The sequence below is a fragment of the Novosphingobium sp. HR1a genome, assembly GCF_015594425.1.
Taxonomy (GTDB): domain Bacteria; phylum Pseudomonadota; class Alphaproteobacteria; order Sphingomonadales; family Sphingomonadaceae; genus Novosphingobium; species Novosphingobium resinovorum_A.
Genome location: NZ_JABXWS010000045.1, coordinates 134,887 through 147,374, shown reverse-complemented (window position 1 = coordinate 147,374; position 12,488 = coordinate 134,887). Strand labels below are relative to the sequence as shown.

Annotated in this window: 17 protein-coding genes; 10 read left to right on the top strand and 7 right to left on the bottom strand. The window is 66.1% G+C overall.

The window, feature by feature from the left end:
• Positions 1-39 precede the first annotated feature (39 nt).
• The 5 genes from HWN72_RS11290 (at position 40) to HWN72_RS11270 (ending at position 4,538) form a co-directional block, all read left to right on the top strand.
• On the top strand, positions 40-1,155 hold the full coding sequence (locus HWN72_RS11290; RefSeq protein WP_211150319.1) for an MlaE family lipid ABC transporter permease subunit: 1,116 nt from the start codon (positions 40-42) through the stop codon (positions 1,153-1,155).
• Entirely contained in the window at positions 1,152-2,084 is a 933-nt protein-coding gene (locus HWN72_RS11285) for an ABC transporter ATP-binding protein (RefSeq protein WP_211150318.1), read from the top strand. The genes HWN72_RS11290 and HWN72_RS11285 overlap by 4 nt, the downstream gene beginning before the upstream one ends.
• 11 nt (positions 2,085-2,095) lie before the next feature.
• Complete coding sequence (locus tag HWN72_RS11280) at positions 2,096-3,034, top strand: MlaD family protein (RefSeq protein ID WP_008832575.1); 939 nt, start codon at positions 2,096-2,098, stop codon at positions 3,032-3,034.
• 11 nt (positions 3,035-3,045) lie between these two features.
• The gene (locus tag HWN72_RS11275) at positions 3,046-3,654 is read left to right on the top strand and encodes an ABC-type transport auxiliary lipoprotein family protein (protein WP_211150317.1); all 609 of its coding nucleotides are present in this window, start codon (positions 3,046-3,048) and stop codon (positions 3,652-3,654) included.
• Between the two features lie 335 nt (positions 3,655-3,989).
• Complete coding sequence (locus HWN72_RS11270) at positions 3,990-4,538, top strand: outer membrane protein (protein ID WP_036523667.1); 549 nt, start codon at positions 3,990-3,992, stop codon at positions 4,536-4,538.
• Between the two features lie 84 nt (positions 4,539-4,622).
• On the opposite strand, the gene HWN72_RS11265 is transcribed toward HWN72_RS11270, so the two are convergent.
• Genes HWN72_RS11265 through HWN72_RS11235 form a run of 7 tightly spaced genes read right to left on the bottom strand, consistent with a single transcriptional unit; the run spans position 4,623 to position 8,552 of the window.
• On the bottom strand, positions 4,623-5,330 hold the full coding sequence (locus HWN72_RS11265; RefSeq protein WP_211150316.1) for an ATP12 family chaperone protein: 708 nt from the start codon (positions 5,328-5,330) through the stop codon (positions 4,623-4,625).
• Complete coding sequence (locus HWN72_RS11260) at positions 5,327-5,554, bottom strand: hypothetical protein (protein ID WP_211150315.1); 228 nt, start codon at positions 5,552-5,554, stop codon at positions 5,327-5,329. The genes HWN72_RS11265 and HWN72_RS11260 overlap by 4 nt, the downstream gene beginning before the upstream one ends.
• On the bottom strand, positions 5,551-6,201 hold the full coding sequence (locus HWN72_RS11255; protein WP_211150314.1) for an HAD-IA family hydrolase: 651 nt from the start codon (positions 6,199-6,201) through the stop codon (positions 5,551-5,553). Before HWN72_RS11255 ends, HWN72_RS11260 begins: the two co-directional genes overlap by 4 nt.
• Positions 6,198-7,490, bottom strand: coding sequence for an RluA family pseudouridine synthase (locus HWN72_RS11250; protein ID WP_211150313.1), 1,293 nt, complete (start codon positions 7,488-7,490; stop codon positions 6,198-6,200). Before HWN72_RS11250 ends, HWN72_RS11255 begins: the two co-directional genes overlap by 4 nt.
• Complete coding sequence (gene crcB, locus HWN72_RS11245) at positions 7,487-7,894, bottom strand: fluoride efflux transporter CrcB (RefSeq protein ID WP_008832568.1); 408 nt, start codon at positions 7,892-7,894, stop codon at positions 7,487-7,489. The genes HWN72_RS11250 and crcB overlap by 4 nt, the downstream gene beginning before the upstream one ends.
• Before the next feature lie 41 nt (positions 7,895-7,935).
• On the bottom strand, positions 7,936-8,322 hold the full coding sequence (locus tag HWN72_RS11240) for a type II toxin-antitoxin system VapC family toxin (protein WP_211150312.1): 387 nt from the start codon (positions 8,320-8,322) through the stop codon (positions 7,936-7,938).
• Positions 8,319-8,552, bottom strand: a complete 234-nt coding sequence (locus HWN72_RS11235; protein WP_211150311.1) for a type II toxin-antitoxin system Phd/YefM family antitoxin — start codon at positions 8,550-8,552, stop codon at positions 8,319-8,321. Before HWN72_RS11235 ends, HWN72_RS11240 begins: the two co-directional genes overlap by 4 nt.
• A gap of 223 nt (positions 8,553-8,775) precedes the next feature.
• Between HWN72_RS11235 and rpsU the strand changes: the two genes are divergently transcribed.
• The 5 genes from rpsU to gatA all read left to right on the top strand — a co-directional run bounded on the left by rpsU (position 8,776) and on the right by gatA (position 12,338).
• On the top strand, positions 8,776-8,982 hold the full coding sequence (gene rpsU / locus HWN72_RS11230) for a 30S ribosomal protein S21 (protein ID WP_008832565.1): 207 nt from the start codon (positions 8,776-8,778) through the stop codon (positions 8,980-8,982).
• Between the two features lie 165 nt (positions 8,983-9,147).
• Complete coding sequence (locus HWN72_RS11225) at positions 9,148-9,714, top strand: FKBP-type peptidyl-prolyl cis-trans isomerase (RefSeq protein WP_008832564.1); 567 nt, start codon at positions 9,148-9,150, stop codon at positions 9,712-9,714.
• Positions 9,711-10,187, top strand: a complete 477-nt coding sequence (locus tag HWN72_RS11220) for an FKBP-type peptidyl-prolyl cis-trans isomerase (protein ID WP_211150310.1) — start codon at positions 9,711-9,713, stop codon at positions 10,185-10,187. The genes HWN72_RS11225 and HWN72_RS11220 overlap by 4 nt, the downstream gene beginning before the upstream one ends.
• A 229-nt stretch (positions 10,188-10,416) precedes the next feature.
• Positions 10,417-10,719, top strand: coding sequence for an Asp-tRNA(Asn)/Glu-tRNA(Gln) amidotransferase subunit GatC (gene gatC, locus HWN72_RS11215; protein ID WP_008832562.1), 303 nt, complete (start codon positions 10,417-10,419; stop codon positions 10,717-10,719).
• A gap of 134 nt (positions 10,720-10,853) precedes the next feature.
• Positions 10,854-12,338 (top strand): Asp-tRNA(Asn)/Glu-tRNA(Gln) amidotransferase subunit GatA, encoded by a 1,485-nt coding sequence (gene gatA / locus HWN72_RS11210; protein ID WP_211150309.1) that lies wholly within the window; start codon positions 10,854-10,856, stop codon positions 12,336-12,338.
• The last annotated feature ends 150 nt before the right edge of the window (positions 12,339-12,488 follow it).

Sequence of the window (12,488 nt, the reverse complement as noted above, 5' to 3'; positions counted from 1 at the left end):
TCTTGCCGGTCCATGGTTTTTCCCCCAAAGCGAGCGAACATGCGGGAATGGGCTGAATTCACCCTGTCGGAAAACGACCAAGGCGCCGACCATGTCCTGGCGCTGAAGGGACCGCTTTGCGTCCATTCGCTGGGCAATCTCGACGCCAAGCTGCATGGCCTGAGCGGGAATTTCACCCGCGTGGACATGTCCGGCGTCACCGACATCGACACCACCGGCGCCTGGCTGGTCACGCACTACGCCAACCAGCGCGGGCTGGAGATCACCGGAGAAAACGAGCAGGCGCGCCGCCTCTTCGCCGCCATCGGCAACATGCACGAGCATGAGGCGGAGCCGGAACCCAAGCTACCCTTCATCACCCGTCAGTTGGAGGAACTCGGCGATCTGATGGCGAACTGGGGGCAGGGCATCGTCAAGGTGCTCGACTTCCTGGGCGAACTGATTCTCGCTTTCGGCGCGGTGATCCGCCGCCCGTCGAAGCTGCGCGGCACGGCGCTGGTGTTCCACATGCAGTACGTGGGCATCAACTCGCTGTGGATCATCGGGCTGATGAGCTTCCTCATCGGCATCGTCATCGCGCAGCAGGGCGCGGTGCAGCTGGCGCAGTTCGGCGCGGAATTCTACACGATCAACCTGACCGGCCGCCTGTCGATGCGCGAACTGGGCATCCTGATGACCTCGATCATGGTCGCGGGTCGTTCGGGATCGGCCTTCGCCGCGCAGATCGGCACGATGAAGCTGACCGAAGAAGTGGACGCGATGCGCACCATCGGCGTTTCGCCGGTGCAGGCGCTGGTGGTGCCGCGCGTGCTCGCCTCGATGCTGATGATGCCGCTGCTGGGCTTCTATTCCTCGGTGCTCGCGATCATCGGCGGTGCCACCATCGGCGGCCTCGCGCTCGACATTCCGTTCTGGACCTTCCTGCAGCGCACGCAGGAAGTGGTGCCGATCACCGACGTGTGGATCGGCCTGATCAAGGCGCCGGTCTTCGCCCTGATCGTGGCGCTCGCGGGCTGCTACCAAGGCATGCAGGTGACCGCCAACGCCGAGGAAGTCGGCGCGCGCACGACGCAGGCGGTGGTCACCGCGATCTTCACGGTGATCGTCCTCGACGCCTTCTTCGCCATCTTCTTCACGAAAATCGGTTGGGCATGACGGACCTCTCGGACGATTATCAGGGCGAATACCCGATCCTCGTCGAAGGGCTGCGCAGCGCCTTCGGTGAGCACGTGATCCACGAGGACCTCGACCTCAAGGTCCGCAAGGGCGAGATCCTGGGCGTCGTCGGCGGTTCGGGCACCGGCAAGTCGGTGCTGATGCGCTCGATCATCGGGCTGCAGCAGCCGGCCGAGGGCAGCATCACCGTGCTCGGCCACAAGATGGGCGAGGCGACCGAGGACGAGGATATCGACTTGCGCTCGCGCTGGGGTGTGCTGTTCCAGGGCGGCGCGCTGTTCTCGACCCTGACCGTGGGCGAGAACGTCGAAGTCCCGCTCAAGCAGTTCTTTCCCGAGATCACCGACAGCTTGCGGGCCGAGATCGCCCGCTTCAAGGTGCGCCTTTCGGGGCTCCCGGAAAACGCCGCGTTCAAGTTCCCGAGCGAGCTTTCGGGCGGCATGAAGAAGCGCGCCGGGCTTGCCCGTGCGCTGGCGCTGGACCCCGAACTGCTGTTCCTCGACGAGCCGACCGCGGGCCTCGACCCGATCGGCGCTGCCGCCTTCGACAGCCTGACGCGCGAGCTGAAGGAAACGCTGGGGCTTACCGTCTTCCTCATCACCCACGATCTCGACACGCTCTATGCGATCTGCGACCGGGTGGCGGTGCTGGCGGACAAGAAGGTCATCGCGGTGGGCACGATCCCGGAACTGCTGGCGCTAGACCATCCGTGGATACAGGAATACTTCAACGGCCCGCGTGGCCGCGCGGCCTTGGACGCCAAGCAGGACTCGGCGCTTGCCGCAAAGGACGATCCGCCAATGTCCGAAAAGGCTTTGCCGGAACACATGAAATCGGAACAGGAAGCCGCCGAGGCGGTTCAAGCTAGTTCGCCGTCCGACACGGACAGCAAGAAGTCGGAGGCATAGGGGCGCAGGCGATGGAAACCAAAGCCAATCACGTCTGGGTCGGAGTCGTCACGCTCGTCCTGCTGGCGGCGCTCGCGGCGTTCGTCATCTGGATCGCGCGGCTCAACGAAGGCGCCCAGAACGAATACGACATCTTCTTCAAGCAGTCGGTCGACGGCTTGGCTAAGGGGTCGGAGGTCGGCTATGCGGGCGTGCCTTCGGGCCAGGTCACGCAGATCGAGCTGTGGCCGCAGGACCCCAGCTTCGTGCGCGTGCGCGTCAAGGTCGATGAGAAGGTGCCGATCACCGTCGGCACCACCGCGACCATCCAGGGCAGCTTCACCGGCGTTTCCGACATCCAGCTGGAAGGCGCCGTCAAGGGTGCGCCGCTGCTGACCGAGCCCGGGCCGGAAGGCGTGCCGGTCATCCCGACCAAGCGCGGCGGCTTCGGCGAACTGCTGACCAACGCGCCGCTGCTGATGGAACGCCTCGCCACGCTGACCGAGAACCTCAACCAGCTGATGAGCGCGGAAAACCGCAAGTCGATCACCGGCATCCTCGCCAATACCGACAAGATGACCAAGGACCTGTCGCAGGCGACACCGCAACTGCGCGCGACGATGAGCGAACTGCAGGGCTCCCTGCAGCAGGCGACGCGCACCCTCGCCGCGTTTGAAGGCGTGGCGCACAAGGCCGACAACCTGCTGGGCGACGAGGGCAGTTCGCTGGCCGACCAGCTGCGCAAGACGCTGGCTTCGGCGCAGAAGTCGATGGACCAGCTCGACAAGACGATGGCTCACGCGCAACCCGCCCTGGATCAGGTGTCCGAGCAGACCCTGCCCGCCGCCGAGAGCGCGATCCGCGATCTGCGCGCCACCAGCAAGGCGCTGCGCAGCCTGACCGAGAAGATCGACGAGCAGGGCGCCGGAGCGCTGCTCAAGGGGCAGAAACTGCCCGACTATAAGCCGTGAGGGGTATCGCGATGAACCGCCACTATACGCAAAGGCTGGCTTGCGGGCTGCTCGCAGCTGTCGCCGCTTTCTCCGTCGCCGGCTGCGTCAGCCTCGGCAGCGATCCGCCGGACGACCTGTTGAAGTTGACCCCGCAGGAAAGCGCCCCTGTAGGCACCACCACCACCGGGACGCTCAGCGACGCCATTGTCGTGCTCGACCCGGAGGCCGATCGCGGCCTCGACGTGTTGCGCGTGCCGGTGACGGTCAATGCATCCAGCGTCGCCTATCTCAAGGAAGCGCTGTGGGTGGAAAAGCCGACGCGCCAGTTCCGCTCCCTGCTGGCGGAAACACTGCGCGCCCGCACCGGCCAGCTGGTGGTCGAGGGCGGCGACTTCGAGGTCACCGGCAAGACGCTCATCGGCGGCCGCCTGCTGCAGATGGGCTATGACGCGCAGCGCAGCGCCGTCGTGGTACGCTTCGATGCGGTGCGCTCGGAGCGCGGCGGCGGCCCGCTGCAGACGAAGCGCTTCGAGGCCGTGGTGAACGGCGTGGAGGCCAAGGCCAATCCGGTCGGCGTCGCGCTCAATCAGGCGGCGAACGATGTCGCGCGGCAGGTGGCGGACTGGGTAAAGGGCTGACCGCCTCGCTGCGTGGAGCGCGGGTGGAGTTTCACGAAGGACTGGGATTAATTTAAAAAGTCCATGGGAAGCGCCTTCGCGATATAAAGGAGACGAACGTAAAAAGTTTTCGTTCGCATATCGCGTTTAAATCACGGCAAACGAATGAATTGACGGGAAACGGTTGAAAATACCGTTTCTCAACATTCTTTGCTGTTGCCTGTCGGCAACAGTGACGCTTTGATGACAATCCAGAAACAACTCTTTGGTTTGACGGCAATTTCGCTCCCGCTAAGGGGCGCCTCCCTGCTGCCGGTAACGGTGCGGGTGCGACAAGAATATTGCAGGAGCATACCATGAAGAAGTTCGTCCCGGTGGCCGTTGCCGCCGCGCTGTTCGCCGTTCCGGCCGCCGCCCAGGCACAGGCTTTCGTGCAGGTGGAAACCGGTCTCGACTCGATCTCGGTCGGTGGCGAATCGGACGAAGGCGTCGCCTACGGCATCAGCGCCGGCTACGACATTCCCCTGTCGAACGGCCTGTTCGTCGGCATCCAGGGCACTGCCGCCGACAGCACCACCAAGGAATGCGCGTCGGCTGGTGCCGAGCGTCTCTGCATCAAGACCGGCCGCGATCTCGCCGCTGTCGTGCGCCTCGGCACCCAGGTCGGTGAGCGCAGCAAGATTTACGTGCTCGGCGGCTACACCAATGCCCGTCTGCGCGTGACTTACACCGATGGTGTCGACAGCTACGGTGAAGGCGCCAATGGCGACGGCTTCCGTCTCGGCGCAGGCGCTCAGTACGACCTGTCGGACCGCCTTTTCGTGAAGGCCGAGTACCGTTACTCGAACTACGAAAGCGATTTCAGCCGCCACAACGCGCTCGTCGCGCTGGGCGCCAAGTTCTGATCTCAGGACATGGGGCGGGCGCCGTAGGCGTCCGCTCTTGCCAAAAGACCCGCCCGGCTCTCGCCGCGGCGGGTCTTTTCCGTTTCAGCGGGAGAGTGCGGCCAGTGCGATCGCCAGCCTGAACGCCTCGAACCGGGCGGCGCGGCGTTCGGTGGCTTCCCAGTCCTCGCCCCAGAGTTCGACCTGCCAGTCGGCCTCCAGTTCGGCGGCCTGCCACAAGGCTTCGGCATCGGCGCCGGGACGGATCGCCTCCAGTGCGATGACCAGCGAGGCGGAGAGGCTCGACAGCATCTTGAGCGCGGCCAGTTCAAAATCGCTGCAGGCGTCCAGTTCGCTGCGCAGGCACGCCAGCGTCGGTTCGGGCTGCGGCTTGTGGATGATGCCGGAGATGCGTGTGAAAGTGACGCCAAGCCGCGCCTCTGCGGATGAGAGTACGGGCTCCCACATTTCCATCTGCCGCTTGTAGAGCGCCTCGTCCGGGTCGGCGCGGTAGCACAGGGTGTCGGTCTCGGCGTAAGGCAGCAGTTCGGCGATGACGGTGTCGCGCGCGGGCGCGACGGCGTCGATCGCGAAGTCGGCAAGGTCGCGGTAGTGGAAGGTCGCGGTGTCGATCTCCTCGCCCTGTCCGGCCCATTCGGCGGCCAGCGCCTGCGCCAGCGCCTGCGTCGGCACGACTTGCGGGCGGCCGCCTGCGGTGCGGATTGGGCGGCCGTCGAGGACCGCGCGCCAGCCCGAGTCTTCAGGGCCGTTTTCGGTCTGCTCGGGGGTCGCTTCCTTGTAGAAACGCTTCATTTGGGTGTGCGCCACTTTCTGATGAGAATCGCGGGCAGGACGAAGGCGTCGATCAGCCCGTTGGCGAGGAGGAGGTAGGCGACCCATGCCGGTGCGCCGGGAAAGATACGGCCTTGCGTCATCAGCAGGCCGAGCACGACGAAAGCGACACCGGCGATGCGCACGATATTGATGATCGCGAAGCGCAGCGCTGCGGGATCGCGACCGGGTTTCGGCTGGCTCACCTGAGCAAATGCTCCAGCAACTGCGCCGGGGTCTCGGCGACCATTTCGGCGCCTGCTTCGGACAGTTCGCGCGGGTGGTGATAGCCCCAATCCACGCCGACCGCGCGGACTTGCGCGGAAATCGCCATCTGCATGTCGTAGGCCGTGTCGCCGATCATCACGGCTTCCGACGCCTGCGCGCCCGCTTCGAACAAAGCCTCTTCCAGCATCGCGGGGTGGGGCTTGGAGGGATGACGGTCGGCGGTCTGGAGCGTCACGAAGAGGTCGGCGATGCCGTTCGCCTCAAGGCAGAAGCCGAGGCCGCGATCCGACATGCCGGTGGCGACGCCCAGCGTCCAGCCATTGGCATGAAGGGCGCGCAAGGTGTCCTCGATCCCCGGGAACAGCGGCTGGGCGACACGGCCCTGTTCGCGCGCGGTGCGGAACGAGAGCTTGTAGGCCTCGGCCATGGCGTGTTGCTGCTCGGCGTCCGAATCGGGCAGCAACTGGCGGATCGCCTGAGGCAGCGAAAGCCCGACCGCACGCCGGATGCTCCCGCGCGTCGGTGAAGGCAGCGAGAAGGCGGCGAAGGCCGCCTCCATCGCCTCGCAGATCGGCGCCTGCCCATCGACGAGGGTGCCGTCGCAGTCGAAGACCGCCAGTTTCACCGGGACCTGCCTCGCGGCGCGCCGCCGGGCTTGGGGCCGGAGCGCGCTGCGCCCGTGCGCGGACCGGAAGGCTTGCCACCGGGACGTGCGGGCTTGCCGCCCGGCTTCCCGAACGACTTGCCCGCAGGCTTTCCGGGCGCCTTTCCGCCGGGCTTCCCACTGGGCTTGCTGCCCGGCTTGCTCAGCCGCGTCTGGCCCGAGCCGGGGCCATCGCTGCGCTTGCGGCGCTCGCCCCGGCGTTCCTTGCGGTATTCCTTGGCGTGCTGCTTGGCGGCCTTCTTCTGGTCTTCCTTGGTGAACTCGGCCGGAGCCTCGATCTCGGTGTCGCCTTCCGATTCGACGAAGCCCAGCTGCTCCAGCGAATTGGCGAAGTGCTCAGGGAGAGGGGCGGTGACGTCCAGCGGGGCGCCGTCCGGGTGCTCGATCAGCAGGCGGCGTGCGTGGAGGTGCATCTTGCGGCTGATCGATCCGGTCAGGAATGCCTCCTGGCCGCCGTACTTGCCGTCACCCACGATCGGGTGGCCGATCGCCGCCATGTGGACGCGCAGCTGGTGGGTGCGGCCGGTCAGCGGGTGCAGCTCGACCCACGCCGCGCGGTTGCCGGCGCGGTCGATCACGCGGTAGCGGGTGCGGGCGGTCTGCCCTTCCTTCTCGTCCACGTGCATCTTCTCGCCGCCGGTGCCCGGCTGCTTGGCGAGCGGCAGTTCGATCATGCCGTCGTTGATGCTCGGCACGCCGACCACCAGCGCCCAGTAGATCTTCTTGGCGGTGCGGCCGGAGAACCGCTTGGAGAAGAACGCCGCGCTGCCCGGGGTGCGCGCGATCAGCAGGACGCCCGAGGTGTCCTTGTCGAGTCGGTGGACGAGGCGCGGGCGCGGGCCTTTCTCGACATAGGCGTCGAGCAGGCCGTCGACATGCTCCTTCATGCCCGAGCCGCCCTGCGTGGCGAGGCCCGGCGGCTTGTTGAGCACGATCGCGGCGCGGTCCTGCGTCAGCACCATCGAATCGGCGAGTTCGATCTCGGCCTCGGTCAGTTCGCGGCGCGGGCGTTCGCCGCTTGCCGAAGCCTTCTGCTCGCCGCCGGGCGGCACGCGCAGGGTCTGGCCCGCTTCCAGCCGGGTGTCGACGTCGGCGCGCTTGCCGTCGACGCGAATCTGGCCGGTGCGCGCCCAGCGCGAGACCATCGCGAAGCCCACCTTGGGCAAGTGCCGCTTGAACCAGCGGTCGAGGCGGACGCCGTCGTCATCCTGACCGACGGTGAATTGACGGACGATATCGATATTGCTCATGCCACGCTCCGCATAACAAAAAGGCCGAGGAACAGGCCGCCGAATCCGGCGAGCAGTGACAGGGCGGTATAAAAGGCAGCGGTGGCGATCTCGCCCCGCTGGATCAAGGTGGCGAAATCGAGGCTCATCGATGAGAACGTCGTGAAGCCGCCGAGCACGCCCACGGTGACGAACAGGCGGGTGCCTTCGCCGGTATTGCCATGACGGGCGAACCAGCCGGTCACCAGTCCCATCAGCAGGCTTCCCACGACATTGACGGTCAGCGTGCCATAAGGAAAGACGCCCGCGCGCACCGGGCCGAGCGCAGCGGTCCAGCCGCGCCCGACGAGGAAGCGCAGCCACGAGCCGAACGCGCCGCCGAGGGCCACATAAAGAGAGGCCAGTATAAAGGAAGGTTGGGGCATGGCGCCGCCTTAGCCGCGAATCGCCGGAATTCCAATCCGCCCTACCAGAGCCGCTGCACTGCAAATCCGTCGAACAGCGCTTCGTTGGAAATGAGCACCATGTCTTCGGCCTGAGCCTGTGCGATCAGCAGGCGGTCGAACGGGTCCTTGTGCGCGATGTTCATCTGCCCGGCGAGGCGGGCATGCGTCATGCTGATCGCCAGTTCGTCGAACCCTTGCGCTGCGATGATGCCTTCGAAATCCCGCGCGAGCATGGCCGCGCCGTCCAGCTTGCCGATCCGGTGCTTGGTGGCGATCTCCATCGCGGAAGCCGCGCTGATGGCGACAGTGTTGGTGGTATCGGCGATCGCCTCGCGGGCGCGAACCGACAGATGATCGTCGCCCGCCAGCCACCAGATCAGTGTGTGCGTGTCGAGCAGCAGCTTCAATCGAGGTTCCAGGCGCCGAGTTCATCAGCGGGAAGTGGCTCGAAGAAGGCATCGTCCAAGCTGATCGCGCCCTTGAGCGCGCCGAACTTGCGTTCGCCGATCGGATTGACCGGGATCAGACGCACGGCAGGAACGTTGCCGCGTGCGATCACCACTTCTTCGCCCGCCAGCACGCTGACGATCAGGCGGGATAGGTTGGTCTTGGCCTCGTGGACGGAAACCTGAGTCATCGTGATGCTCCTTAGCCAGATATATAGCTAAGGAGATGCATTGCGGCAAGCTGCAGGCTTTGCGGGTGATTGGTCTTGTCTTCGAGCCGTCACTTTGCTAACGGGCCGCTCAATCAGCTGCCTCCGAGTCCGGCGGCGGCCTTTTATTGGCTCTAGATTCGCAGCACGCCGCGCCGAACCGGATGCGTGGCGGCTTCGTCTGTTTTGTGAGGTGTTTCGGTTTATGCAGATTCTCGTCCGCGACAACAACGTCGATCAGGCTCTTCGTGCGCTCAAGAAGAAGCTGCAGCGTGAAGGCGTGTATCGTGAGATGAAGCTGCGCCGTCACTTCGAGAAGCCGTCGGAAAAGCGCGCTCGCGAAAAGGCTGCCGCCGTTCGCCGCGCTCGCAAGCTTGAGCGCAAGCGCGCCGAGCGCGACGGCTCCAAGTAAGAGCTTTCCTGCGCTTTTGCGCAGGGCACCTTTAAATCTGGATCAGCGGCTTGAATGCCGCGCCGGGTTGAGCCATGAGGGCGCGGAATCACCATTCCGCGCCCTTTGTGCATCTGCAAGGGATGCCAGCCCGGGCGCTTCAAAAGAATACGAGGGCCACAGACGATGACAGAGATCACCCGCGTTGCGCTGCAGCCGATCGAAAAGGGCGCTGTTTCCAAGATCTGGATCGGTGTCGTCGCGATCGCTCTGGCCTCGGCCGGTGTGGCCTATGCCGCGCTGCCGCCCGCGCCCACCGTCAAGACGCTGACCGCCGGCACCGGCGCCTCGCCGACGATGGAAGACGTCGTGCTCATCAACTACAAGGGCATGCTGACCGACGGCAAGGTGTTCGACGAGAACAAGAACTACCCCAACCCCGTCGCGCAGTTCGTGCCCGGCTTCTCCAAGGCGCTGATGAAGATGCAGCGCGGCGGCAAGTACGACGTCACGATTCCCGCCGAGCTGGCCTACGGCGCCAACCCGCCCGCCGGTTCGCCGATCCCCGCGAACGCCGACCTCAAGTTCGAAGTCGAACTGATCGACTACAAGAGCCTTGCCGAAATCCGCCAGCAGCAGCAGATCCTGCAGCAGCTTCAGCAGATGCAGGGTGGCGCGGGCGCACCGGGCGGCGCTCCGGGCGCGATGCCTCCGGGCGCGGAAGCACCGGCTGCTCCGGCTCCGGCGCAGTGAAGGCAGCGATCGCGGCGCTGCTCCTCGTGGCAGCGCCCTCGGCCGTGTTCGCGCAAGCTGCCGCCCCGGCCGCGACGCCTGCGGCTCCGCAAGTCAAGGTCGAGGCGATCAAGGCCGGGACCGGCGGCAAGCCGCCCGAGCATGGCTATGTGCTCATCAACTACAAGGGCATGCTGCAGGACGGCACCGTGTTCGACCAGAACGAGCAGATGCCGATGGCGCTCGACGAAGTCGTCCCCGGCTTTGCGCAAGGGTTGCTCCAGATGGAGCGTGGCGGGCGTTATCGCCTGACCATTCCGCCTGAACTCGGCTACGGCGCGCAGGCGTCCGGCCCGATCCCGGCGAATTCCACGCTGGTCTTCGAGATCGACCTGCTCGACTTCAAGACGCCTGAGGAAATCCAGGCGATGATGGCGCAGATGCAGGCGCAGGCGGCCCAGCAGCAGGGCGAGGCAGCCAAGCCCGCGCAGTAAATGCGTCGTCCCGGACTTGATCCGGGACCGGTGGCTGTCGTTAGGCGCGGCCTTGCAGCGCGCGCGATCAGGTGGGCTGTTCACGGCCAGCGGTCCCGGAGCAAATCCGGGGCGACGCAAGCTTGAAGCCGCGCCGCCCCGCTGCTAGCGCACCGCTATCGAATTTCCGCCCGCCGTGCTTCCATGCGCGGCGGGCTCAACCGTAAAAAGGCCAAGGGACAAAAAAGCCATGTCGGTCGATACCGCAACCGTGGCGAAGATCGCCAGCCTCGCGCGCATCAAGGTGAGCGAGCAGGAACTCGAGGCCATGGTGCCCGAACTGAACGGCATCCTTGCCTGGGTGGAGCAACTCGGACAAGTCGACACCGACGGTGTCGAGCCGATGACCGCCGTGATCCCCAATACCCTGCGCCTGCGCGACGACGTGATCGACGCCGACCCGCTGACCGGCGGCGACAAGCGCGACGCGGTGCTGGCCAATGCGCCCGCCGCGCAGCACGGCTTCTTCGGCGTGCCCAAGGTGATCGAATAAGCCTTTGGATTATCCCGATCCTTCGACAAGCTCGCAGATGAGCGGAGTTGGGGGAGAGGGACTTTGAATCTATCCCCGCTCATGCTGAGCTTGTCGAAGCAAGCACGGGCAGCACACAAAATCTGGAATGCAGCATGACTGACATTACCGACCTTGGCGTAGCCGCCATCCGCGACGGCGTCGCCGCCGGAACTTTCTCCGCCGTCGAGGTGGCCGAGGCGTTCAACGCCAACGTCGCGGCGGCGCAGGACGCGCTGAACGCCTTCATCGTCGCCACGCCCGACCACGCGATCGCAGCCGCGAAGGCCATCGACGCCAGGCGCGCCGCCGGCGAAGCGCTCGGCCCCATGGGCGGCGTGCCCATCGGCATGAAGGACCTGTTCGCCACCAACGGCGTGCAGACCACCGCCGCCAGCCACATCCTCGAAGGTTTCGTGCCGCAGTACGAATCGACCGTCTCGCAGAAGCTGTGGGATGCGGGCGCGGGCCTGTTGGGCAAGCTCAACCTCGACCAGTTCGCGATGGGCTCTTCGAACGAGAGCAGCCATTTCGGCTCGGTTGTGTCGCCCTGGCGCCGGCCTGGCAGCAATGCGCCGCTGACGGCGGGCGGCTCCTCGGGCGGCTCCTCGGCGGCGATCGCGGCGCGGCTCGTGCCTGCCGCCACCGGCACAGACACCGGCGGCTCGATCCGGCAGCCCGCCGCCTATACCGGCACCACCGGCATCAAGCCGACTTACGGGCGCTGTTCGCGCTGGGGCGTGGTGGCTTATGCCAGCTCGCTCGATCAGGCGGGCGCGATGGCGCGCGACGTCACCGACTGCGCGATCATGCTGGAAAGCATGGCCGGGTTCGACCCCAAGGACGCGACCAGCCTGAACCTGCCGGTGCCGGACTGGACCGCCGCTCTGTCGGGCGACCTCAAGGGCAAGAAGGTCGGCATCCCGAAGGAATACCGCGTCGAGGGCATGCCCGCCGAGATCGAGGCGATCTGGGAGCAGGGCATCGCCTGGCTCAAGGACGCGGGCGCCGAAGTGGTCGAAGTCTCACTGCCGCACACGCAGTACGCGCTGGCGACCTACTACATCATCGCGCCTGCCGAAGCCTCGTCGAACCTCGCGCGCTATGACGGCGTGCGCTACGGCCTGCGCGATCTGCCCGATGGAGCGGGTCTGCAGGACATGTACGCCGCCACCCGCGCCGACGGGTTCGGCGCGGAAGTGAAGCGCCGCATCCTGATCGGCACTTATGTGCTGTCGGCAGGCTTCTACGACGCCTATTATACCAAGGCGCAGAAGGTGCGCGCGCTGATCTCGCAGGACTTCGCGAAGGCGTTCGAGCAGGTGGATGTCCTCCTGACCCCGACCGCGCCGAGCGCCGCCTTTGCCCTTGGCGAAAGCAACGAAGACCCGATCGCGATGTACCTCAACGACGTGTTCACGGTCCCGGCGTCGCTGGCGGGCCTGCCTGCCATGTCGGTGCCGGCCGGCCTCGACGCGCAGGGGCTGCCGCTGGGTCTCCAGATCATCGGCCGCCCGCTCGATGAGCAGGGCGTGCTGAACGCAGGGCTGGCCATCGAAGGCCGCGCGGCGTTTGCGGCGAAGCCGGAGAAGTGGTGGTAAGCTGGTTCGAACTGGTCGTCTCAGTCATTGAAGGGCTGGGCCACCTGTTCGCGCGGCCCTCGCGCGAAAAGGCCGCGCGGCGGCGTGAGGCGCCTGCGCAGGCGGACGCGCCGCCCCGCTCGCGCCATGGGTTCCTACGTCCGAAACGGA